The sequence below is a fragment of the Duganella sp. P38 genome, from assembly GCF_050859475.1.
In the GTDB taxonomy this organism is placed as follows: Bacteria; Pseudomonadota; Gammaproteobacteria; order Burkholderiales; family Burkholderiaceae_D; genus Rugamonas.
In genome coordinates, this window is record NZ_CP193936.1 from 2,002,073 (window position 1) to 2,024,190 (window position 22,118).

16 protein-coding genes and 3 pseudogenes are annotated in these 22,118 nt (G+C 64.7%); 12 read left to right on the forward strand and 7 right to left on the reverse strand.

Translation table 11 applies throughout. From position 1 onward, the window contains the following. Position 1 precedes the first annotated feature (1 nt). Both ACRQ5J_RS09185 and ACRQ5J_RS09190 read left to right on the forward strand, forming a co-directional pair. On the forward strand, positions 2-388 hold the full coding sequence (locus tag ACRQ5J_RS09185) for a type II secretion system protein (RefSeq protein WP_432382789.1): 387 nt from the start codon (positions 2-4) through the stop codon (positions 386-388). Continuing rightward, positions 343-699 carry a hypothetical protein gene (locus tag ACRQ5J_RS09190; RefSeq protein ID WP_432382790.1) on the forward strand — a complete coding sequence of 119 codons (357 nt, stop codon included), beginning with the start codon at positions 343-345 and terminating at the stop codon, positions 697-699. The genes ACRQ5J_RS09185 and ACRQ5J_RS09190 overlap by 46 nt, the downstream gene beginning before the upstream one ends. On the opposite strand, the pseudogene murJ reads toward ACRQ5J_RS09190, so the two are convergent. Then, positions 696-2,233 (reverse strand): annotated as a pseudogene (gene murJ / locus ACRQ5J_RS09195) (murein biosynthesis integral membrane protein MurJ). The gene ACRQ5J_RS09190 and the pseudogene murJ sit on opposite strands and share 4 nt — an antisense overlap. A 196-nt stretch (positions 2,234-2,429) precedes the next feature. On the opposite strand from murJ, the gene rpsT reads away from it, so the two are divergent. Next, on the forward strand, positions 2,430-2,696 hold the full coding sequence (gene rpsT / locus ACRQ5J_RS09200) for a 30S ribosomal protein S20 (RefSeq protein WP_092281579.1): 267 nt from the start codon (positions 2,430-2,432) through the stop codon (positions 2,694-2,696). 94 nt (positions 2,697-2,790) lie between these two features. On the opposite strand, the gene ACRQ5J_RS09205 is transcribed toward rpsT, so the two are convergent. After that, complete coding sequence (locus ACRQ5J_RS09205) at positions 2,791-3,351, reverse strand: pseudouridine synthase (RefSeq protein WP_432382792.1); 561 nt, start codon at positions 3,349-3,351, stop codon at positions 2,791-2,793. Positions 3,352-3,600: 249 nt separating this feature from the next. Here ACRQ5J_RS09205 and icd point away from each other — a divergent pair. Then, positions 3,601-4,721: pseudogene (gene icd, locus ACRQ5J_RS09210) on the forward strand (NADP-dependent isocitrate dehydrogenase). A gap of 118 nt (positions 4,722-4,839) precedes the next feature. Here the strand turns inward: icd and cspE are convergent. After that, entirely contained in the window at positions 4,840-5,043 is a 204-nt protein-coding gene (cspE, locus tag ACRQ5J_RS09215) for a transcription antiterminator/RNA stability regulator CspE (protein WP_008446468.1), read from the reverse strand. Between the two features lie 325 nt (positions 5,044-5,368). Here cspE and clpS point away from each other — a divergent pair, with 325 nt between their 5' ends. From clpS to ACRQ5J_RS09250, 7 genes and pseudogenes are all read left to right on the forward strand, one after another. Continuing rightward, entirely contained in the window at positions 5,369-5,671 is a 303-nt protein-coding gene (gene clpS / locus ACRQ5J_RS09220; RefSeq protein WP_008446470.1) for an ATP-dependent Clp protease adapter ClpS, read from the forward strand. Further along, complete coding sequence (clpA, locus tag ACRQ5J_RS09225; protein ID WP_432382795.1) at positions 5,668-7,974, forward strand: ATP-dependent Clp protease ATP-binding subunit ClpA; 2,307 nt, start codon at positions 5,668-5,670, stop codon at positions 7,972-7,974. Before clpS ends, clpA begins: the two co-directional genes overlap by 4 nt. A gap of 206 nt (positions 7,975-8,180) precedes the next feature. Next, positions 8,181-9,908, forward strand: a complete 1,728-nt coding sequence (locus tag ACRQ5J_RS09230; RefSeq protein ID WP_432382797.1) for a hypothetical protein — start codon at positions 8,181-8,183, stop codon at positions 9,906-9,908. 8 nt (positions 9,909-9,916) lie between these two features. After that, positions 9,917-10,855 (forward strand): hypothetical protein, encoded by a 939-nt coding sequence (locus ACRQ5J_RS09235; RefSeq protein WP_432382799.1) that lies wholly within the window; start codon positions 9,917-9,919, stop codon positions 10,853-10,855. Between the two features lie 2,017 nt (positions 10,856-12,872). Further along, positions 12,873-12,944: pseudogene (locus tag ACRQ5J_RS09240) on the forward strand (hypothetical protein); the annotation flags it as partial. A 15-nt stretch (positions 12,945-12,959) separates the two neighbouring features. Further along, positions 12,960-14,039 carry a S41 family peptidase gene (locus ACRQ5J_RS09245; protein WP_432383615.1) on the forward strand — a complete coding sequence of 360 codons (1,080 nt, stop codon included), beginning with the start codon at positions 12,960-12,962 and terminating at the stop codon, positions 14,037-14,039. Between the two features lie 119 nt (positions 14,040-14,158). Next, positions 14,159-16,591 (forward strand): FtsX-like permease family protein, encoded by a 2,433-nt coding sequence (locus tag ACRQ5J_RS09250; RefSeq protein ID WP_432382801.1) that lies wholly within the window; start codon positions 14,159-14,161, stop codon positions 16,589-16,591. A 9-nt stretch (positions 16,592-16,600) separates the two neighbouring features. Here ACRQ5J_RS09250 and ACRQ5J_RS09255 read toward each other — a convergent pair whose 3' ends face one another. The 4 genes from ACRQ5J_RS09255 to prpR all read right to left on the reverse strand — a co-directional run bounded on the left by ACRQ5J_RS09255 (position 16,601) and on the right by prpR (position 20,976). After that, positions 16,601-17,299, reverse strand: coding sequence for a LytR/AlgR family response regulator transcription factor (locus ACRQ5J_RS09255; RefSeq protein ID WP_432382803.1), 699 nt, complete (start codon positions 17,297-17,299; stop codon positions 16,601-16,603). Next, positions 17,300-18,334, reverse strand: coding sequence for a sensor histidine kinase (locus tag ACRQ5J_RS09260; RefSeq protein WP_432382805.1), 1,035 nt, complete (start codon positions 18,332-18,334; stop codon positions 17,300-17,302). It abuts the gene before it with no gap. A gap of 4 nt (positions 18,335-18,338) precedes the next feature. Continuing rightward, on the reverse strand, positions 18,339-19,202 hold the full coding sequence (locus ACRQ5J_RS09265) for an alpha/beta fold hydrolase (RefSeq protein WP_432382807.1): 864 nt from the start codon (positions 19,200-19,202) through the stop codon (positions 18,339-18,341). 100 nt (positions 19,203-19,302) lie between these two features. Beyond that, positions 19,303-20,976, reverse strand: coding sequence for a propionate catabolism operon regulatory protein PrpR (gene prpR, locus ACRQ5J_RS09270; RefSeq protein ID WP_432382809.1), 1,674 nt, complete (start codon positions 20,974-20,976; stop codon positions 19,303-19,305). Between the two features lie 145 nt (positions 20,977-21,121). Here prpR and prpB point away from each other — a divergent pair, with 145 nt between their 5' ends. Continuing rightward, the gene (gene prpB, locus ACRQ5J_RS09275; RefSeq protein ID WP_432382811.1) at positions 21,122-22,009 is read left to right on the forward strand and encodes a methylisocitrate lyase; all 888 of its coding nucleotides are present in this window, start codon (positions 21,122-21,124) and stop codon (positions 22,007-22,009) included. Positions 22,010-22,118: the final 109 nt, after the last annotated feature.

Here is a 22,118-nt window from a genome sequence, read left to right on the forward strand (position 1 = left end):
CGTGCCGCGCCAACGCCGCCAGCGCGGCTTCACCTACCTGAGCACCATCATTCTGGTGGCGATTATCGGCCTGGTGTCGGCGGCCACGTTGAAGATGGGCGCCGTCATCCAGCGCAGCAAGGCGGAAGAACAGCTGCTCGACATCGGCGCGGCCTTCAGCGACGCGCTGCAGAGCTATGCCGACGCCACGCCGGCCGGCATGCCGCCGCAGCCGCCGTCGCTGAAAGACCTGCTGCGCGACCCGCGCTTCCCGGTGTGCGCCGCCATTTGCGGCAGATTTATCCCGATCCCATCACCGGCAAGACCGAGTGGGGCGTCGTTTATCTGGGGGATAAGGTCGGGGTGCTGGCGGTCTACAGCCTGTCGGATGCGAAGCCGGTCAAGATAGGAAATTTCCCGTTGCGCCACGCGGCGCTGGAGGGCAAGCAAAAGATATCGGATTGGCGCTTTGCCGCCACGCCGAGGGCGGACGGCCAGGCCACGCCAGCCGCGCCGCCAACGCTCGCACAACCGGCGCAAGGCGTTCCGCCGCCGGCTGACGCCGGCCTGCCGCCATCACCGCCATCGCCGCCAGCCGAGCCGGCGCCGCCTCCTGCCGCTGTGCCGCCCGCGGAGTCGCCGGCAGATCAGGCGCCGCCGGCCGAACCGGCCGAGCTGCCGCCCGGACCGCCGCCGGCGGAAGAAGTCAAAACCAATTAGCGCGCGATGCGCCTGAAGTCGCGCAGACGGAAGCCCATCGCCAGCAGCGCGGCGAAATACACCACCGCGCACAAGCCCACCAGCAGCAGCATGGCGCCGATGCGCAGCAGGGCGTGGTGCTGCAAGCCCAGCCAGTCAATCTGCTGCGCGCCAAACCACGCCGCAACACCCATCAGCGCGCATGCGATCACTAGCTTCAGGCAGAACGGCGTCCAGCCCGGAGCAGGGCGATAAATCTCGCGCTTGCGCAGGCCGTAATACAGGAAGCCCGCGTTCAGGCATGCTCCCAGGCCGATCGACAGCGCCAGGCCGGCCACTTTCAGGTACGGCACAAACAGCAGATTCATCAGCTGCGTGGCGACGAGCACCCCTATCGCAATGCGCACCGGCGTGCGGATGTCCTGTTGCGCGTAAAACGCCGGCGCCAGCGTCTTTACCAGAATGATGCCCAGCAGGCCAGCGCAGTAAGCGACCAGTGGACGCGCCGAGGCGGCGGCGTCGGCGTCGGTGAACGCGCCGTAGTGGAACAGCGTGGCGATCAGCGGCTCGGCCAGCACCGCCATGCCCACGGCCGCAGGCAGCGCCAGCAGGAAGGTCAGGCGCAGGCCCCAGTCCAGCAGGCCGGAGTATTCGGTCTTGTCACCGTCGGCCTGCGCCTTGGACAGGCTCGGCAGCAGAATCGTGCCCAGCGCCACGCCCAGCAGCGCGGTCGGGAACTCCATCAGCCGGTCCGCATACGACAGCCACGAAATGCTGCCCTCGGCCAGGCGCGAAGCGATGGTGGTGTTGATCAGCAGGCTGATCTGCGCTGCCGACACGGCAAACAGCGCCGGTCCCATTTTCTTCAGCACCCGGCGCACGCCCGCATCGCCGAGGCCGGCGGCTGGATTCCACGACAGCCTGGGCAGCATGCCGATCTTGACCAGCGCCGGAATCTGGATCGCCACCTGCAGGATGCCGCCGACAAACACGGCAATGGCCATCGCATAGATCGGCGTTTCCAGATGCTGTTGCAAAAACAGCGAAGCGACGATGGACGACAAATTCAGCAGCACCGGGGTAAATGCCGGAATCTTGAACTCGCGCCAGGTGTTGAGCACGCCGCCGGCAAGCGCCACGAAGGCCATGAAGCTAATATAGGGGAACATCAGCCGCGTCATCCACACGGCGGCGTCGAACTCTTCCAGCCCGGTGGCGATCAGGTAGATCAGCAGCGGCGAAGCTATAATGCCGAGGATCGATACCAGCAGCGTGGCCCACACCAGCGTGTTGGCCACGTGGTCGGTCAGCTTTTGCTGGCCTCCATGCCCTGTTTGTTCTTGTATTCCGACAGGATCGGCACGAAGGCTTGCGAAAACGCGCCCTCGGCGAACAGCCGGCGCAGCAGGTTGGGAATGCGGAAGGCGACGATATAGGCGTCGGTCATGCCGCCGGCGCCAAAGGCGCGCGCGATCAGGGTTTCGCGCAGCAGGCCGGTGATCCGGGACAGCATCGTCATGCTGGAGATGGCGGAGAGTGTCTTAAGCAAGTTCATGGGACGTGATTATAGTTGCTCCTGCCGAAAAATATCGCTATAATCACAGGCTGTACAAAATTCTGTTGCGCAGACAATATTGTTTGGCAAGCAGTAGTTTGACTCACACGGTTCGCTCTGATTGCAACCTTGGACGTACCTGTTTGCCAAACAATAATGTTTGCAAACGCATCATTTCACTGATTTAGGAAATTTCATGGCAAATACCGCACAAGCGCGCAAACGCGCTCGTCAAGCAGTTAAGCAAAACGCCCACAACTCGGCCCAGCGTTCGACCCTGCGCACCGCTATCAAAGCCGTGCGTAAGGCCATCCAAGCCGGTGACAAAGCTGCTGCGACGACCATCTTCCAAGCTTCGGTGTCGACCATCGACAGCATCGCTGACAAGAAGATCATCCACAAAAACAAGGCAGCTCGCCACAAGAGCCGTCTGGCCGCTGCCCTGAAAGCACTGGCAGCTTAATTCCGGTCCGCCGGTTTTAAAGCAAGAGCCCGTTCCGGTTCGTCCGGCGCGGGCTTTGTCGTTTGTGCAGCCCCGGCGTGGGGCCGCGCGGGCTTCAGCTGGCCAGGTCCCTGGACGACACTTCCATCCATTCGCCCGGCATCAGCGGGTGCGTGGCCAGCGAAATGCCGCCGATGGCGGTACGGATCAGGCGCAGCGTCGGCAGGCCGACGGCGGCCGTCATGCGCCGCACCTGGCGGTTCTTGCCTTCCTGTAGCGTGATCGCCAGCCAGCTGGTCGGCTGGTCGGCGCGCTGGCGGATCGGCGGGTTGCGCGGCCACAGCCATGCCGGCTCGGCGATGCGCACCGCCTTGCACGGCTGCGTGACGAAATCGCCCAGGTTGAGCGGCGCCTGCAGCCGCTCCAGCGCGGCCGCGTCGGCCACGCCCTCCACCTGCACCAGGTACACCTTGGCCTCCTTGTGGTCCGGGTGGGCGATGGCGTGCTGCAGCTTGCCGTCGTCGGTCAGCAGCATCAGGCCTTCGCTGTCATAGTCCAGCCGGCCGGCGGGGTAGATGTTCGGGATGGACAGGTGGTCGGCCAGCGTGGCCTTGCCGTCTTGCGCGGAGAACTGGCACAGCACCTGGAACGGCTTGTTGAATAAAATCAGGGGCATTATCGAAAACTGAAAATGGTGTAGGCTTGAAAACTTTGATGCCTCGACACATAATGGCACAAACGTCTTATATCTTATAGAAGACCTAAGAATACATCCTTTCGGAGAACCACGATGTCTCAACATATCAACGTACCGGCTGACGGCCAGAAAATCACCGTCAACGCGGATTTTTCCCTGAATGTACCAGATAACCCGATCATTCCCTATATCGTGGGCGACGGGGTCGGGGGCGACATCACGCCGGTGATGCGGAAGGTGGTCGATGCGGCGGTCGCCAAATCCTGCGGCGGCGCGCGCCAGATCAAGTGGATGGAGATCTTCGCCGGCCACAAGGCTACCCAGCTGTACGGCGACGATGTCGCGCTGCCGGACGAAACCTTGCAGGCGGTCAAGGACTACCTGGTGTCGATCAAGGGCCCGCTGAGCACGCCGGTGGGCGGCGGCATCCGTTCGCTCAACGTGACGCTGCGCCAGAAGCTGGACCTGTACGTCTGCCTGCGCCCGCTGCGCTACTTCACCGGCGTGCCGTCGCCGCTGAAGGAGCCGGAAAAACCAATATGGTGATCTTCCGCGAAAACTCGGAGGACATCTACGCCGGCATCGAATTCGCGCAAGGGTCGGACGGCGCCCGGCGGCTGATGGATTTCCTGCTGAAGGAACTGGGCGTGAATAAAATCCGCTTCCCGGAAACGTCCGGCCTCGGCATCAAGCCGGTGTCGGTCGAGGGCACCGAGCGCCTGATGCGCAAGGCGCTCCAGTACGCCATCGACCATGACAAGCCTTCGGTGACGATTGTCCACAAGGGCAATATCATGAAGTACACCGAGGGCGGGTTCCGCGACTGGGCGTATGCGCTGGCGCAGAAAGAGTTCGGCGCCGAGCTGGTGGACGGCGGCCCGTGGTGCAGGTTCAAGAATCCGAAGACCGGCCGCGACATCCTCATCAAGGACTCGATCGCCGACGCCTTCCTGCAGCAGGTGCTGATGCGCCCGGCGGAATACAGCGTCATCGCCACGCTCAACCTGAACGGCGACTACATCTCGGACGCGGTGGCGGCGCAGGTGGGCGGCATCGGCATCGCGCCGGGCGCCAATATGTCGGACTCGGTGGCGATGTTCGAGGCCACGCACGGCACGGCGCCGAAGTATGCCGGCAAGGACCTGGTCAATCCGGGCTCGCTGATCCTGTCGGCCGAGATGATGCTGCGCCACATCGGCTGGACCGAGGCGGCCGACCTGATCATCAAATCGATGGAGCTGGCGATCGGCGCCAAGCACGTCACCTACGACTTCGCGCGGCTGATGGAAAACGCCGAGCAGGTATCGTGCTCCGGCTTCGGCGAAGCGATGATCGCGCAGATGCAGTAAGCTGCCGCGGTGGTATCACCGTCACGCCAGGCTGTGATGGTGATACAACACTTGCATTTTGCAGGGACGAAAAAAACCTCGCGCCGCGAGGTTTTTACATCGTGCGTCGCTTAACGAATTAAGCCGACTGGATGTTGGAAGCTTGCTTGCCTTTAGGGCCTTGCGTGACTTCGAACTGAACTTTTTGACCTTCTTTCAGGGTCTTAAAACCGTTCATGTTGATTGCGGAGAAGTGAGCGAACAAATCTTCGCCGCCGTCATCTGGAGTGATGAAGCCAAAACCTTTGGAATCATTGAACCACTTAACAGTACCAGTTGCCATAAAAAGAACCTTCTAAATTAAAACATATCACACGAGCCATAAAAGCAAGAAGCTTCTTGCCCCTCTCCTCACGCCCACTCCTTATCAACATGTACATTTCTGCACGTAGCCGATAGACGCATTGTTAGCGGACCAAATTTGAAAGTCAAGCAGATTTGTGTGCATTTTGCTACTTTTCCAACGCTTGGAGAAAATGCAACTCTTGATTTCGCGGAATAGGGCGCCATCTGCGCCAAGTTAAGAAAACGCGTAAGATGGAAAACAATTGGATATGTGCAGCGAAATGCACATTGCATCAACCCCGAAAGCATTAGAATATAAGCGTATGGCAACCAAGCATGACACCGAAACCCTCTTGGAGCGGCAAACGCTGAAGCCGCCACCGTTGTACCAGGTGGCGTTGCTCAATGACGACTACACGCCGATGGAATTTGTGGTCGCGATTATCCAGGAGTATTTCAATAAAGACCGTGAAACAGCCACGCAGATAATGCTCAGTGTTCACCGCTACGGCAAAGGAGTGTGTGGAGTGTTCTCTAAAGATATAGCCTGTACCAAAGTGGAGTTTGTTTTAACGCATGCGCGCAAGGCAGGCCACCCCCTGCAATGCGTGATGGAGGAAGTATGATTGCGCAGGAATTGGAAGTCAGTTTGCACATGGCGTTTGTCGAGGCCCGACAGGCGCGCCACGAATTCATCACGGTGGAGCACTTGCTGCTGGCCTTGCTGGACAACCCTTCGGCTGCCGAAGTGTTGCGCGCATGCGCCGTCAACATTGAAGATCTGCGCAAAACCCTCACCAATTTTATTGGTGACAACACCCCGACCGTGCCCGGCACGGGCGAGGTCGATACCCAGCCGACGCTAGGCTTCCAGCGCGTGATCCAGCGCGCCATCATGCACGTGCAGTCGGCTTCCAACGGCAAGAAGGAAGTGACCGGCGCCAATGTGCTGGTGGCCATCTTCGGCGAGAAAGATTCGCACGCGGTGTACTACCTGCACCAGCAGGGCGTGACCCGTCTCGACGTCGTCAACTTTATCTCGCACGGCGTGCGCAAGGACCAGCAGTCGGACACCGCGAAAGCGTCCGAGGGCGTGGAAGAGGGCGCGCCGGCCGGTGAGGGCCAGAGCAAGGAAAGCCCGCTTGACCAGTTCACCCAGAACCTCAACAAGTCGGCCGCCGACGGCAAGATCGATCCGCTGATCGGCCGCGAAGAGGAAGTCGACCGCGTGATCCAGATCCTGTGCCGCCGCCGCAAGAACAATCCGCTGCTGGTGGGCGAGGCCGGCGTCGGCAAGACCGCCATCGCCGAAGGCCTGGCCTACCGCATCACCCAGGGCGACGTGCCGGAAATCCTGCAGAACGCCGTCGTGTATTCGCTCGACATGGGCGCGCTGCTGGCCGGCACCAAGTACCGCGGCGACTTCGAGCAGCGCCTGAAGGCGGTGCTCAAGCAGCTCAAGGACAATCCGCACGGCATCCTGTTCATTGACGAGATCCACACCATCATCGGCGCCGGTTCCGCCTCGGGCGGCACGCTGGACGCGTCCAACCTGCTGAAACCGGCCCTGGCCAACGGCCAGCTGAAGTGCGTCGGCGCCACCACCTACACCGAGTTCCGCGGCGTGTTCGAGAAGGACCACGCGCTGAGCCGCCGCTTCCAGAAGGTCGACGTCAACGAGCCGACCGTCGAGCAGACCGTGCAGATCCTGCGCGGCCTGAAGTCGCGCTTCGAAGAGCACCACGGCGTGAAATACTCGTCGTCGGCGCTGTCGACGGCGGCCGAGCTGGCGGCGCGCTTCATCAACGACCGTCACCTGCCGGACAAGGCGATCGACGTCATCGACGAGGCCGGCGCTGCACAGCGCATCCTGCCGAAATCGAAGCAGAAGAAAACCATCGGCAAGACCGAGATCGAGGACATCATCTCGAAGATCGCGCGCATCCCGCCGCAGACCGTCAACCAGGACGACCGCAGCAAGCTGCAAACCATCGACCGCGACCTGCGCAACGTGGTGTTCGGCCAGGACCCGGCGATCGAAGCGCTGGCGTCGGCGATCAAGATGGCCCGCGCCGGCCTCGGCAAGACCGACAAGCCGATCGGCTCCTTCCTGTTCTCCGGTCCTACCGGCGTCGGCAAGACCGAGGTGGCCAAGCAGCTGGCGTTCATCCTCGGCATCGAGTTGGTGCGCTTCGACATGTCGGAATACATGGAGCGTCACGCCGTCTCGCGCCTGATCGGCGCGCCGCCGGGCTACGTCGGTTTCGACCAGGGCGGCCTGCTGACCGAGGCCATCACCAAGAAGCCGCACACGGTGCTGCTGCTGGACGAGATTGAAAAAGCCCATCCGGACATCTTCAACATCCTGCTGCAGGTGATGGACCACGGCACGCTGACCGACAACAACGGACGCAAGGCCGATTTCCGCAACGTGATCATCATCATGACCACCAACGCGGGCGCCGAGTCGCTGCAGAAGTCGTCGATCGGCTTCACCACGACCAAGCAGGCTGGCGACGAAATGGGCGACATCAAGCGCATGTTCACGCCGGAGTTCCGCAACCGCCTGGACGCGATCATCAGCTTCCGCCCGCTGGACGAGGAAATCATCCTGCGCGTGGTCGACAAGTTCCTGATGCAGCTGGAAGAGCAGCTGCACGAGAAGAAAGTCGAAGCGATCTTCACCGAGAAGCTGCGCAAGTTCCTCGGCAAGAAGGGTTTCGATCCGCTGATGGGCGCGCGGCCGATGTCGCGCCTGATCCAGGACATGATCCGCAAGGCGCTGGCCGACGAGCTGCTGTTCGGCCGCCTGGTCAGCGGCGGCAAGGTCACCGTGGATCTGGACGACAAGGACACGGTCAAGCTGGAGTTCCCGGAACCGCCGGACGCCGCCCCGGCGCCGCCGCCGGAAACCGTCGAAGTCGATTAAGCCAGAAGCCCGCGCAAGCGGGCTTTTTATTCCCGTCGTTCCCGCGCAGGCGGGAACCCATAGGCCGCGAGCAGACCAGCGCAGCATGGATTCCCGCCTGCGCGGGAATGACGGGGGCTGTCTGATCTAAATCAACATCTCCGCATCCGCCGTGGCGCAAGATGATTGGCGTTAGTGCGCCATCAACACGGGCGGCGGAGGATGCGATGATCGATTATTTCGGCCACATGGCCGTGCTGGACGAGTTGCACGCGCTGCTCAAGATGACCAGCCATGCCGATCCGGACGCGCAACAGGCGCAGGCCCGCATGCTGGACGCGCTGGCGCAGGACGGCGATCTGGCCCGGCTGGGTGCGCTCACCGGCCACCTGCTGGCTCACGCCGCCAGCGACGATACTGAACTCGACATGCTGGAAACCGCCGCCGCGCTGTGGCAACAGGGGCGCGCGGTGTATGCCGACGTCAGCGCCGCGCGCGCGGCGCTGGAATCGTCGCTCACCGATCCCGGCGCGCCCGACGCGGTGGCCAGGTTCAACCAGGCCAACGCGCTGCTCTCCGGCCTCGAACACCGCGCCACGCAGATCATCACCGCGGCCGTGGCGTTGCCTGCGCAGATGTCGCCGCCGCGCTACCTGGGCCGCCATCCGCGCCAGGACGACCGCAAGACCGCCGACTGGAACTGGGGCGACCTGTTCCTCGCCCGCCGCACCGACGCCTTTGCGCGCGCCATCATGGCGGCCGCCGGCAAGGACAGCGGCCAGCGCGCCTTTGCCTTCGGCGCCCTGGCCGGCTACGGCGGCAATGTGGCCGGCAGCGCCTGGCAATCGCGCAGCGTCGGCGGACCGCGCCGCGCCCATCCCTACCGCGACCGCCTGGCCAGGTACGCTGCCGGCGCCTGGCTGCGCGAGCACCGGCCGAATCTGCCGCCGCTCGACAAGCTGGCCTGGCAACTGCGCTGGGGCGCGCCGGGCTTGCCGCCGCAACTGCCGCCGGACATCGCCGACCTGCTCAACAACAGCCTCGCGGCCAGCTACGACCTCAGCATCACAGCGCCGCTGCCCGATCTGCACAATGGCTACCGCAAGCTGCTGCGTCACCTGCAATTGCTGGCGGCGTTCGACTTGCCGGACGTGCCTGCGCCGCTGAGCCTGGCGCTGGAAACGCGCAAGGCGGCCAACCCGGACGCCTTTCCGCCGCTGGACACCGGCGTCAAGCCAGCCAGCGGCGGCGCACCGCCGGGCGGCGCCGCAGCGTCGGCGTCGGACAGCGAGGAAACCAAGAGCAAGACCTGCTGGGAAGGCCTGTTGATCGCGCTGATCGCCATCGGCATCGTGCTGGCGTGCATCTTCACGCTGGGCGCCGTCTGCGGCAAGAGCGATCCGCCCAAGGACCCGAGCTTCCCCGAACCGCAGCCCGGCACCAGCGGCCAGGCGTTGGCGGCGTTTGCCGCCACCGACGAGGCGGTCCATATCTGCGACGTGCTGGAGCAACTGCAAAGCTATATGTGGCAAAGTTTTTCGGACGCCGCTGATTACTTGGCCGTGTTTGGCATCATCTACCCGAACGCCTTGCAGCTGGCGCAGCCGGTGCATGCGCAGTTCACCGCCATGCCGCCGGCGTCGGCGTTCCCGCGCCGCGCCCCGGCCCAGCCCAATGCCGGCTACGAGGTGCCGCCGGCCACGCCGGTCGAGCGTGCCGCCGGTGGCGCGCCACCGTATCCGCCCGGCGCCACGCCGTCCGCCTACGTGACGGGGGCGGCGCGCATCGCGCTCAACCTGTGGGGCCAGATCGCGCGCGGCGATTTCGACAGCGCCAACCTCGACATGGACGCCGACCGCGACCAAGGCCACCTGTGCTGGGACATCGGCGCCGGTTCGATCAACGACGACCCGGTGCCCGCCGTGGTGCTGGCCTATCCGCAAACCGGCTTGTGAGGAGCGCCATGGACCACGATCAACCGAACGGCGACGACATCGACACCGCCCATCCGTGGCTGGTAATCCCGTACTTCAACGGCGACGAGGGCCGCGCCGCGCAGCGGCCGCTGACCAAGGTGGCGCCGCCGGTCACCAGCTGGCTGTGCCCGTCCATCCATGTGCAGGGCGTCAACTACAGCACGCCGGCCGGCACCTATCTGCCGGACCAGCCGCTGCAAATCACCGTCGATGTCGACAACCGTGGGGTGCCCAACGCGCTGGTCAAGGTGCAGGTGTACTGGTCCGACCCGGCCACCGGCTTCGCCAGCCCCAAGCTGATCCTTGCGGCCAGCAAGCCGGTGCCGGGCAGGGCCGCCGCGCCAACGCGCTTTTCGCCGATGATCTGGACGCCCGGGCACGCCAGTATTCCGGAACACTTCTGCCTGCTGGTGCGCGCCAGCTGTACGCCGCCGGAGCCCGATCCCGGGCCGACGGCGCCATCGCCGATGACCGACCGCCACTGGGCGCAATACAACCTGACCTCGGCGATGCTGACGGCTGCCGGCAATAGCAACTTCGTGTTCTGGGCCGGCAATCCGGCGCTGGAGCAGGGCGCCTACCTGGTGGAAGCGCGCGCGGTCGGCGAAGACGCGCTGCGCCGGCTGGCGCGCATCGTGCGGGCCGAGCCGGTGCCGGTCCGGGCACGCCAGGTCAGCCTGCACCGCGCGGCCGACGCCGCGCGCCGGGATCAGCGCGAGGCCAGCGTGGTGCTGGAACTGGAGCGCGGCCAACGGCAGGCGCTGGTGCTGAGCACGCATGGCTTGCAACTGGCGCCGCAGCAGTTCACCGCCGTTGAGGTGGTGCAAACCCGGGTCGGCCACGAGCGCGACGGCGACGCTACCGGCAGCCTGGGGGTGGTGCTGTTTGGTCACGTGGCGGAAACCGCACGCCCCCGGCACCGCTAACCCCCGTCGTTCCCGCGCAGGCGGGAACCCATGCTGAGTATGCTGCACGCTGTCCATGGATTCCCGCCTGCGCGGGAATGACGGGGCACAGATAATATTCCCGCCAGGCGCAAGCTGTGCCAGAATTGTCGATCCATCCGACAACCCCTGACCCTGTCCATGAACCTGTCCCGCCCGCTTGCCCTGATGCTGATGTCCGCCGGCCTGCTGTCCAGCGCCGCTGCCGCCGACGCCTACTACCGCTACCCCGCCATCCGCGGCGACGCCATCGTCTTCACCGCCGAAGGCGACCTGTGGAAAGCCGCGGCGCGCGGCGGCCAGGCACAGCGCCTGACCACGCATGCGTCGGCTGAAACCAATGCCGCCATCTCGCGCGACGGCCAGTGGGTGGCGTTCTCCGCCTCCTACGAGGGCGCGCAGGAAGCCTATGTGATGCCGCTGGCGGGCGGCCTGCCCAAGCGCATCACCTTCGAGAACGGCGCCGTCTCCGTGCTGGGCTGGAGCGCGCAGGGCGAGGTGCTGGTCAGCATGGCCAGCGGCAGCGGACCCGGTCGCAGCTTTGTCGTGGCCGCGATCAAGCCGGGCGATTTACAGCGCCGCATCTTCCCGCTGGCCGACGCCAACGACGCGGCGCTCGACGACGCCGGCAAAACGCTGTACTTCACCCGCAACGGCCTGGCGCTGACCAACGACAACGTCAAGCTATACCGTGGCGGCGCCTACGCGCAGCTGTGGCGCTACGACGTCGACGGCAAGAACGAGGCGACGCAGCTGCTTGCCGCCGACACCGGCAACAACAAGCGGCCGATGTGGTGGCAGGGCCGCGTCTATTTCATCAGCGACCGTGGCGGCTCGGACAATCTGTGGAGCATGGCGCCGGACGGCAGCGATCCGCGCCAGCTGACCAATCACACCGACTGGGACGTGCGCAACGCCAGCATGGGCGACGGCCGCATCGCCTACCAGCTGGGCGCGGACGTGCACGTGCTGGACCTGGCCGCCAACAGGGACGAGCAGCTGGCCGTGACGCTGCTGTCCGACTTCGACCAGCAGCGCTCGCGCCAGATCCGTTCGCCGCTGGACAGCCTGACCAATGTGCAGGTGGCCGGCAAGTTCGAGCGCATCGTGCTGACCGCGCGCGGCCGTGTCAGCGTCGCAGGCACGGGCGCCCAGCGCCGCGTCGAGATCGCCATACCTGACGGCGCGCGCGCACGCGAGGCGGTGTTCAGCCACGACGACAAGGCCATCTACGCCATCGTCGACAGCACCGGCGAAAACGAAATCTGGAAGTTCGCCGCCGACGGTTCCGGCAAGGGCGAGCAACTGACCAGGGACGGCAGCAGCCACCGCTGGCGGCTATACCCGTCGCCGGACGGCCGCTGGCTCGGCCACACCGACAAGAAGGGGCGCTTCTGGCTGCTGGACCTGGCCAGCAAGGCCAACCTCATCATCGACGACGCCGGCAAGTCCGGCCTCGGCGAGTACGAGGAAATCCTGTGGTCGCCGGACAGCAAAAACCTGGCGCTGGTGCGCGCCGGCAGCACCGCGCAGCGCGACCAGATCGGCCTGTACAACATCGACAGCAAGCAGCTGAACTTTGTCACCAGCGACCGCTACACCTCGCGCTCGCCGGTGTTCTCGCCGGACGGCAAATGGCTGTACTTCCTGTCCGCCCGCAACTTCAACCTGGCCAACGGTTCGCCGTGGGGCGACCGCAACATGGGGCCAGTGTTCGACAAGCGCACCGGCATCTACGCGCTGGCGCTGCAAGCGGACAACCGCTTCCCGTTCAAGCCCGACGATGAACTGAGCAAGCCGGGCGACAAGCCGGCCGAAGGCGCGACCGAGCAGGCGGCCGAAAAAGCCGCCGAAAAAGCCGTCGCCAAGACCGCGCCGGACGCGAAGAAAGCCACCGGCAAAACGCTGCCGGCCATCGTCTACGCCGGCCTGGCCGAGCGGCTGTACGAAGTCCAACCCGCGCCTGGAATGGAAGCAGATGTTCAACGACGCCTGGCGCATGCACCGCGATTTCCTTTACGACGTCAAGATGCGCGGCGCCGACTGGCCGGCGGTGCGCGCCAAATACGCGCCGCTGGTCGACCGCGTGACCGACCGCGCGGAGCTGGACGATGTGCTGGGCATGATGATCAGCGAAGTGGGCGCGCTGCACTCGCAGATTCGCCCCGGCGACATCCGCAAGCCGGCGCCGGAGGGTACGCCGGCCGGCCTGGGCGCGCTGCTGTCGCGCACCGCCGGTGGCTATCGCGTCGATCATATCTACGCCAGCGAACCTGAACTGCCGTCGCAACGCGGCCCGCTGGCGCAGGCGGGCGTGGATGTGAAGGAGGGCGACATCATCACCGCCGTCAACGGCAAGCCGGTGATGGAGGCGCGCGACATCGCCGACCTGCTGCTCAATCAGGCCGGCAAGCAGGTGCTGTTGCAGGTCAAGCGCAACAACGACACGCGCTCGGTGATCGTGCTGCCGGTGAACATGACGCGCCAGTACGCGCTGCGCTACAGCGACTGGGAACAGTCGCGCGCGCGCCAGGTGGAGGCCGCGTCCAAGGGCCGCATCGGCTACCTGCATTTGCGCGCCATGGGCGCCAGCGACATCGCCTCGTTCGCGCGCGACTTCTACGCCAACGTCAATCGCGAAGGCCTGATCATCGACGTCCGCCGCAACAACGGTGGCAATATCGACAGCTGGATCATCGAGAAGCTGCTGCGCAAGGCCTGGGCCTTCTGGGCGCCGCCTGGCGTGGCGCCGTCGCCGAACATGCAGAACACCTTCCGCGGCCACCTGGTGGTGCTGGTGGACGAATACACCTACTCAGATGGCGAAACCTTCGCTGCGGGCGTGAAGTCGCTGGGCCTCGGCCCGCTGGTGGGCAAGCGCACCGCCGGCGCCGGCGTCTGGCTGAGCGATAACAACCGCCTGATCGACAACGGCATGGCGCGCGTGGCCGAGATGGGCCAGTTCCATGCCGAAGACGGCCAGTGGCTGATCGAAGGCGTGGGCGTGTCGCCGGACGTGGTGGTCGACAATCCGCCGCACGCCACCTATCAGGGCCAGGACCGCCAGCTCGAAGTGGCGCTGGAACTGCTGGATAAAAAGCTCAGGGAGCAGCCGGTCAAGCCATACAATCCGCAGGTCATCCCCGGCTTGAATGTCCGGAAATGAACAGCGGCGGCAGCGCGATAACGTTCATTTCCGCACAGCGCGCCGGCCGCAGGCGCGCAAATCCGCGTGGCACGGAGTTTGCAGATTGAGAGCATCATCTCAACGAGGACTTTAGGCTTATGGACTTTCGCATCGGCTGGCGCACACTGATTCAACAACCGGCATACACGCTGACGGTGATCCTGACCCTCAGCGTGGGCCTGGCGGCCAGCTTGCTGCTGCTGGGCTTTGTGCGCTTTTCGGCCAGCTACAACGCCGCGATTCCCGGCGTGGATGAGCTGTACGTCGTCAATCAATATTACAACGTGGCGGACACGCGGCCCAAGTATGAGGCGGCGCCGCTGTTCCTGCGCGCGGTGGCGCTCACCACGCCCGGCGTGAAGGACGCCACCAGTTATCTGCCCATGCGGCCGGTCGAGCGGCCGCTAACGGTGCGCACGCAGCGCGGTTTGCAGACTTTGAACGGTCTGGTGGTGCTGCCGGGTTTTGACAGCACACTGGGACTGCGCGCATTGCAAGGCAACCTGCGCGCGGCGCTGGAGCAGCCGGACAGCTTTGTCGTGTCCGAGGCGGCTGCCTTGCGTTTGTTTGGCGCCGGGGAGGCGCTCGGCCGCACGCTGCAAGCGGACGGCAAAACGGTGCGAGTCGGCGCCGTGGTACGCGTGCCGGCAAATACGACGATTCCCTACGACGCAATATTTGGTGTGAACTCGGTGCTCACCGATCCGGCGATCCGCAGCGAGATGCTGACCGGCGAGCAGGCGTGGATGGGCAAGCTGCTGATCCGCGTGGCGCCCGGCGCCTCGCTGAACGTGATCCGCGACGCCTTGCAGCGCGTGGTGGACCGCACTCCCAGCCTGCAAAATCACCCGCCCGAAACCAAGGCGCGCCTGGCCGGCCGCAGTGCGTTCGATCTGGAACTGGCGCCGCTGCGGGACGCCTATCTCGATCATCGCGTGGAGACAAGCCGCCTGTCGCCCGGCCAGCGCGCCAATCCCGCAGTGCTGGCCGGGTTGGCGCTGATCGCCGTGGCGATACTGGCGCTGGCCGCGATCAACTACGTCAACCTGGCGACGGTGCGCGTGCTGCGCCGCCAGCGCGAAGTGGCGATGCGCAAGGTCCTCGGCGCCTCCGCTGGCCGCGTCGCCGGCCTGTTCGTGGCCGAATCGCTGCTGGTGTCATTGGCGGCCACGTTGCTTGGGCTGCTGCTGGCGTGGCTGGCGCTGCCGGCCTTCGCGCACATGGTCAACCGCACGCTGGACGGCATGTTCAATCCATCCAGCATTCTGGCCGCGCTGGCCGTCGGCGGTGTGCTGGGCATCCTGACCTCGCTGTATCCGGCCTGGATCGCGCTGCGGGTGCGGCCGGTGCAGGTGCTGGCCGGACGTCCCGATACCGAGCCGGTGGCCAGCACGCGTTTCCGCCGCGTGCTGACCGTGCTGCAAGCAGCAACAGCGATGTGCCTCACAGGCGTGACGATCGCCATCGCCTGGCAGACGGATTACATGATGCGCGCCGAAGCGGGCTTCGATCCGTCGCCGCTGGTGGTAGTCGGGCTGCCGGAGCCGGTGCGCTACAGCGATAAGGCGCGCGGTTTCATGACGGCGTTGGCGACGCAGCCTGGCGTTGCTGGCGTCGCGGTATCGGAAGACCCGATCGGCAAGCTCGATCAGGCGTGGGCGCGGGAGTTGACGCGGCCGGGCGGCACGCCGGCGTTGATGGACATGAAAGGCGTCAGCGCCAATTTCTTCGAGCAGTACCGCATCAAGCCAGTGCTGGGCCGCCTGTTCGATTCGAAGATCGACCAGGAAGACGATCCCGTGCCGGTGATCCTGAACGCCATCGCCGTGCGGGAGCTGGGCTTCGCATCGCCGCAGGCGGCCCTGGGCGAGACGGTGCTGTTCACCGGCTTTGACGGCAAAGTGGTGCGCAAACGCGTGGTCGGCATCGCGCCGGAGCTACGCTTCCACACTCTGCGTAGCGCGCCGCGCGCCACCGCTTTCGAACTGTGGACCGCCGGCGTCACCCTCAGCGTGCGCACGCATGGCGACAAGGCGGCGGTGGAGGAGGCGATACGCCAGCTTTGGCCCCAGTACTTCCCCGATCAGATACTGAAAATAGAGCGCGCCGGCGCTATCCTCGCCGCCAACTACGAGGACGACGCACGCATGGTGCGCCTGCTGGCGTCTGCCAGCGCGGTCGCCTTGCTGATCGCGGCTTTCGGCACCTACACGCTGTCGGCCAATACGGTGCAGCGCCGCGCGCGCGAAATCATGCTGCGCAAACTGCATGGCGCCCGCCGCGCCGATATCGGCCTGCTGGTCATTCGTGAAACCGGTGCGTTGATCCTGGTCGCCGCCGCCATCGGCCTGCCGATCGCGCTGCTGCTGATCCGCCGCTACCTCGGCGGCTACGTTGAACATGCACCAATCGGCTACTGGACTTTGCTGTTTGCGCTGGCGCTCACCGTCGTCATTACGGTTGGTGCAGTCAGCCGCCATGCGTGGCTGGCTATGCGTCTTTCGCCAGCCAACGCGTTACGCAACGGCTAGCGGCGTTGGCTACAGGATGGCGATGGCCTTGAACTGCGGCGCGCGGCGGCGGGAGACTTCGACGCGTTGTCGGTCGCTCAGGGTGAGATCGAGGCCGCCGGATTCGTTGGTTTCGACGCTGGCCACGTGGTCGAGATTAACGATATGGCGGCGGTTGGCGCGGAAGAAGTGCTGCGGGTCGAGCTTTTCCTCCAGCTGGTTGAGAGAGCGCAGCATCAGCGGCTGGTGCTGATCGAAGTAGACGCGCGTGTAGTTGCCGTCGGATTCGAACAGGCGGATGTCCTGCAAGGCCACGAACCAGCATCGCTCTCCATCTTTGATGAACAGCTTTTTCGGCGCCACCGTGGCGGCAGTGGTCTGACGGCGTGCCGCGCAGCGTTGCAGGGCGGAGGCCATGCGCGCCGCCTGTATCGGCTTCTGCAAATAATCCAGCGCGTTGACTTCAAACGCCTGCAAGGCGTATTGGTCGAAAGCGGTGGTGAAGATCACGTCCGGCGCCTCGTCCAGGGCCGCCAGCATATCGAAGCCAGAGCCGCCGGGCATCTGCACATCAAGGAAAATCAAGTCCGGCTTGAGCGCATTGATCTGCGCCACACCATCGGCAGCGTTGACCGCCTCGCCGACAATCTCCACATCGGGATGCGCGGCCAGCAGGCGCTTCAGTTCCGCACGCGCCAGGCGCTCGTCGTCGATCAGTAATGCCCGCATCTACGCAGCCTCCGGTAACGTCAGCGTGGCGCGCACCCAGCCACTATTCTCGATCAGGTCCACGCGTGCGCCGTCACCCAGCACCAGGGCCAGTCGTTTGCGCGCATTCGCCAGCCCCACTTGGGTGGAATTTGAAAACGGCGCCAACGCACCCTTGTTGGCGATCTCGATCAGCACCGTGCCATCCTCCATGCGTCGCGCCAGGATGCGGATTTCGCTGCCGGCGGCGCTGTTCTCCACGCCATATTTGACCGCGTTTTCCACCAGTGTTTGCAGCGACATCGGCGGAACGCGCACCTGATCCAGTCCAACGCCGACTTCCACGCTCACCTGCATGCGCTCTTCAAAGCGAATCTTCTCGATGGACAGGTATGCCTGTACCGCTTCGATTTCCGCCGCCAGCGGGACCGTGTCATGCTGGCCCGATTGCAGCGCGTAGCGCATCACGCTTGCCAGCTGGTCGATCATCAGCGATGCCGCATCGGGATCTTCGTAGATCAACGCGCGCACGCTGTTCATGCTGTTGAAGAAAAAGTGGGGATTGACCTGCGCCTGCAAGGCGCGCAGTTCCGCATCCTTGGCCGCCACTTCCAGCCGCAACGCTTCGGCCTCCGCGCGGTTGGCGCGGCGCAGCGATATCACCGCCATGTAGAAAATATTCCAGACCAGGTAGATAGCCCACCACGACGCCAACGCGGCGGGCACCCAGCCGAAGCCCCGGTCCATATGCGCCGGCTGGAACACCAGATAGCCAAGGTACTGCACGGCGGTGTGGAGTGTGCCAAGCACCAGCACGGCAATGGCGATTCTCTTCCAGCTGGTGCGCTGACGGTTGCGGATGCGCCGCTTGATTATCCGGTGCCATACATCGGTAATCACCAAGCCGCTGCACGCGCCCCACACCATGACCCACATCAGCCCCTGTACGCGCCAGGCGCCCATGAGCAGGGAAAACAGCGGCAGAAAGCCCCAGCCGACCAGCTGGAAAATCCAGTACCAATTCAGGCGGGCGAGCAGGGGGCGGGCGTGGTGCATGGCGTTAGTTGAGGAAGTTATCGATGCGATCATACATCCAGGCCGGATCGTCGTACATGATGAAGTGGCGCGCGTTGTCCGCCATTTCTACGCGCACGCCCGGCAGCTTCGCATACTGCGCGGTGTAGATCGCGGTGATGGCCTGCTTGGGCGCATAGTCCTTGTAGGCTACCCAGGTGCCCAGCACCAGCGTTGGCGCCTTGATGCGGCTGATGTCGTCGCGCAGGTCGGCCGCCATCAGCTCCGTCATGCTGTCGATGACGGTATCGCGGTCCGACGCTTTGCCGCTGGCGAGCGCGCGATCGATGTCTTCCTGTTTGGTGATCATCGTGCGCAGTGTGCGCAACTGGTTGGCCTTGAAGGTCTCGGCGTCCTGGCCCTTCATCATGTTGCGCATGCCTTCTGCCTGCTGTTTCAATTGCTCGCGGGTGATGGTCGGCAGTTGCGTGGCGCCCAGCGCCGGCAGCGAGTCGACGATGATCAGGCGGCCCACTTGCTGCGGATGGTCCGCCGCCAGCTTCATGCCCAGATAGCCGCCCAGGCTGTGGCCTATAATGATCGGCTTGTCGAATTTTTTCTCGCTGAGGTAGGCGCTCAGTTGCTGTTCCACGGCCGGCAGCAAGGGTTGCTTGATGGCTGGTTGGCCGGCGAAACCGGCGAGCGTCAGCACGTGGCACTGGTATTTCCCTTTGCCGCAGTAGCGCGCCACTGTAGCATCCCATACGCTGCCCGAGGAGCCGAGGCCGGGAATCAGGATGATGGGGGCGCCGCTGCCGGTCACGTCGACCTTGAAGGCGGGATGCTCTGCGGCGCCGGCGTAGCCGAACATCAGGGTGGCGGCAAGGGCGGCGATGGTTTTGGTCAGCATTGCGTTCTCCGTAATCAGTAAGTGTGGCCATGCTATCGGCGCACGGCGGCGCGGGCGACAGCTTTGGGATGAGTGGCGCGTCCCGCCGGATGAACGGTAGTCAGCCCTCGGCCTTCAACTTGCGCCATAGCGTGGTGCGGCTGATGCCGAGGTAATCGGCGGCGGCGTCGCGGCGGCCGCCGAATCGCGCCAGCACGTCGGAGACACGCTCATTCGGCCGTCCGCCCAACGCGGCAGGCGTGGCGACGGGGGCGGGGGCGAAGGCCGAAGCGGGCGCGGAGGAGAGCGCCGGCGCCAGGTGCATGGCGGACCTGCCGGCGAGTTCCGGGGCGACGCTGAGGACAAAGGCCGGCGTCAACGCCTGCAACGGTTCGGCGGCGAGGAACAGCGCCAGGCGCTCGGTCAGGTTGCGCAGCTCGCGCACGTTGCCGGGCCAATCGTAGCGCTGCAACAGCGGCGCGCACGCAGCCATCTCCGCATGCAGATTCGGATGCGGCCGCGCGCCCAGCGACGCCAAGGCATTCTTCAGCGACCATTCCGCCAGCGGCAGCACGTCCTCGGCGCGCGCGCGCAGCGGCGGCAGCGTCAAACGCAGCACCGCCAGCCGATAGAACAGGTCGGCGCGGAAGCGTCCCTCGCGCACGCGCTGTTCCAGATCGCAGTGCGTGGCGCTGATGATGCGCACATTGACTGGTATCGGCCGCGTGCCCCCGACCCGCACCACCTCGCGCTCCTCCAGTACGCGCAGCAGGCGCGTTTGCAGCGTCAAGGGCATCTCGCCGATTTCATCGAGGAACAGCGTGCCGCGATTGGCCGCCTCGAACAAGCCCGCGTGGCCGCCACGCCGCGCGCCGGTGAATGCGCCTTCCTCATGCCCGAACAGTTCTGATTCCAGCAGCGATTCCGCAATCGCGCCGCAATTCACCGCCACAAACGGGCGGTTCTGCCCCAGCGTGCGCGGCGCCTCGCGGTGAATCGCCTGCGCCACCAGCTCCTTGCCGCAGCCGGTTTCACCCTGTATCAGCACGGTGGCCGGCGATTTCGCATACAGCACCACGGCCTGCCGCACCGACTCCATCGCGGCCGAATCGCCGCGCAGATCGTTCAGGCCATGTTTTGCGCGTAGTGTATCCGTCACTACCGCATTGCGCGCGCGGTGGCGGTTGGATTCCAGCTGCGTCAGGCGCGCCATCTCCAGTGCGTCGTCGAAGGCATGACGGATCGACGCGGCCGAGTACACGAACACGCCGGTCAGACCCGCTTCCTCCGCCAGATCGGTGATCAGCCCCGCACCGACAACGGCCTTGATGCCGGCCGCTTTCAGATCGTTGATCTGGGCGCGCGCGTCTTCTTCGGTAACGTAAGTGCGCTGCTCGACATCGAAGCCGAAGGTGGCGGAAAACTCTGCCAGCTCCGCCAGCCGCTCCTGATAGGTGACGATGCCGATGCGCTCCGATACGCGGCGCGCGCGCGCCAGCGCCTGCATCACATCCAGCCCGCTGAACTTCGCAATCACCACCGGCACCGATAGCCGGCCTTTCAGGTACGCCGCGTTGGAGCCGGCCGCGATCACCGCATCGCAGCGCTCAGTCGCCAGGCGCTCGCGGATATGCCTGGCCGCTTCGTCGAAACCGAGATTGACCGGTTCAATGGCGGCCAGGCTGTCGTATTCGAGCGTGATGTCGCGGAACAGATCGGACAGGCGCGACACGGAAACCGTCCAGATAACCGGCTTGTCGTTGACGTCGAAGGGCATGGGCGTGGAATGTCGCATGTTTCAATTATAGTTCAAATATGTTTCAGTGTTTCGTGGTGAAACGTCCGGCCCGGCGTAACGTGTTGATTTATATAGATTGTGCTGATGGCATGGCCCTTGCAATAGATAGCGCAATTCAACGTAACAATGAAAGGTTACCCACATGAGTCACTATTCCGCAGGCGCCGCGTTCCGCAGAGCCGTCCAAGAGGAATCGCCGTTGCAGGTGGTTGGCGCCATCAACGCCAATCATGCGCTGCTGGCAAAGCGCGCCGGCTTCAAGGCGATTTACCTGTCCGGCGGCGGCGTCGCGGCCGGCTCGCTCGGCCTGCCGGACCTCGGCATCTCGAACCTGGACGACGTGCTGGTTGACGTGCGCCGCATCACCGACGTGTGCGACCTGCCGCTGCTGGTTGATATCGACACCGGCTTTGGCGCCTCCGCCTTCAACGTCGCGCGTACCGTCAAGTCCATGATCAAGTTCGGCGCCGCCGCCATCCACATCGAGGATCAGGTAGGCGCCAAGCGCTGCGGCCACAGGCCGGGCAAGGAAGTGGTGAGCCAGCAGGAGATGGCGGACCGCGTGCGCGCCGCGGTGGATGCACGCACGGACGAGCAGTTTGTGATCATGGCGCGCACCGACGCGCTGGCGGTGGAAGGGCTGGACCGCGCGATCGAGCGCGCGGTAGCGTGCGTGGAAGCGGGCGCCGACATGATTTTTGCCGAGGCGCTGACCGATATCGGCATGTACAAGCGCTTCGTCTCCGCTGTGAAGGTGCCGGTGCTGGCCAATATTACTGAATTTGGTTCGACGCCGCTGTTTACCAAGGACGAGCTGCGCGACGCTGGTGTGGACATCGTTCTGTATCCGCTGTCCGCTTTCCGCGCCATGAACAAGGCGGCCGAGAATGTATACGGCGCGATTCGTCGCGACGGCACGCAGAAGGATGTGCTCGATTTGATGCAGACGCGCGAAGAACTCTACCAGAGCATCAACTACCACGAGTTTGAACAGAAGCTCGACGCGCTGTTCGAGGCACAAAAGAAATAACCGTCGCTCGCGCGCAGGCGGGAGCTTATAGAAATAACCGTCGCTCCCGCGCAGGCGGGAGCCTATACTCAGCATGGATTCCCGCCTGCGCGGGAATGACGTGCCGTCT

Excerpts from the sequence above, each read along its gene's own strand:
- ACRQ5J_RS09235 (WP_432382799.1), top strand. The coding sequence starts at position 9,917 with ATGGACCACGATCAACCGAACGGCGACGACATCGACACCGCCCATCCG.
- ACRQ5J_RS09265 (WP_432382807.1), bottom strand. The coding sequence starts at position 19,202 with ATGCTGACCAAAACCATCGCCGCCCTTGCCGCCACCCTGATGTTCGGC.
- prpB (WP_432382811.1), top strand. The coding sequence starts at position 21,122 with ATGAGTCACTATTCCGCAGGCGCCGCGTTCCGCAGAGCCGTCCAAGAG.
- ACRQ5J_RS09250 (WP_432382801.1), top strand. The coding sequence starts at position 14,159 with ATGGACTTTCGCATCGGCTGGCGCACACTGATTCAACAACCGGCATAC.
- ACRQ5J_RS09205 (WP_432382792.1), bottom strand. The coding sequence starts at position 3,351 with ATGCCCCTGATTTTATTCAACAAGCCGTTCCAGGTGCTGTGCCAGTTC.
- ACRQ5J_RS09255 (WP_432382803.1), bottom strand. The coding sequence starts at position 17,299 with ATGCGGGCATTACTGATCGACGACGAGCGCCTGGCGCGTGCGGAACTG.
- ACRQ5J_RS09260 (WP_432382805.1), bottom strand. The coding sequence starts at position 18,334 with ATGCACCACGCCCGCCCCCTGCTCGCCCGCCTGAATTGGTACTGGATT.
- rpsT (WP_092281579.1), top strand. The coding sequence starts at position 2,430 with ATGGCAAATACCGCACAAGCGCGCAAACGCGCTCGTCAAGCAGTTAAG.
- prpR (WP_432382809.1), bottom strand. The coding sequence starts at position 20,976 with ATGCGACATTCCACGCCCATGCCCTTCGACGTCAACGACAAGCCGGTT.
- ACRQ5J_RS09230 (WP_432382797.1), top strand. The coding sequence starts at position 8,181 with ATGATCGATTATTTCGGCCACATGGCCGTGCTGGACGAGTTGCACGCG.
- clpS (WP_008446470.1), top strand. The coding sequence starts at position 5,369 with ATGGCAACCAAGCATGACACCGAAACCCTCTTGGAGCGGCAAACGCTG.
- clpA (WP_432382795.1), top strand. The coding sequence starts at position 5,668 with ATGATTGCGCAGGAATTGGAAGTCAGTTTGCACATGGCGTTTGTCGAG.
- cspE (WP_008446468.1), bottom strand. The coding sequence starts at position 5,043 with ATGGCAACTGGTACTGTTAAGTGGTTCAATGATTCCAAAGGTTTTGGC.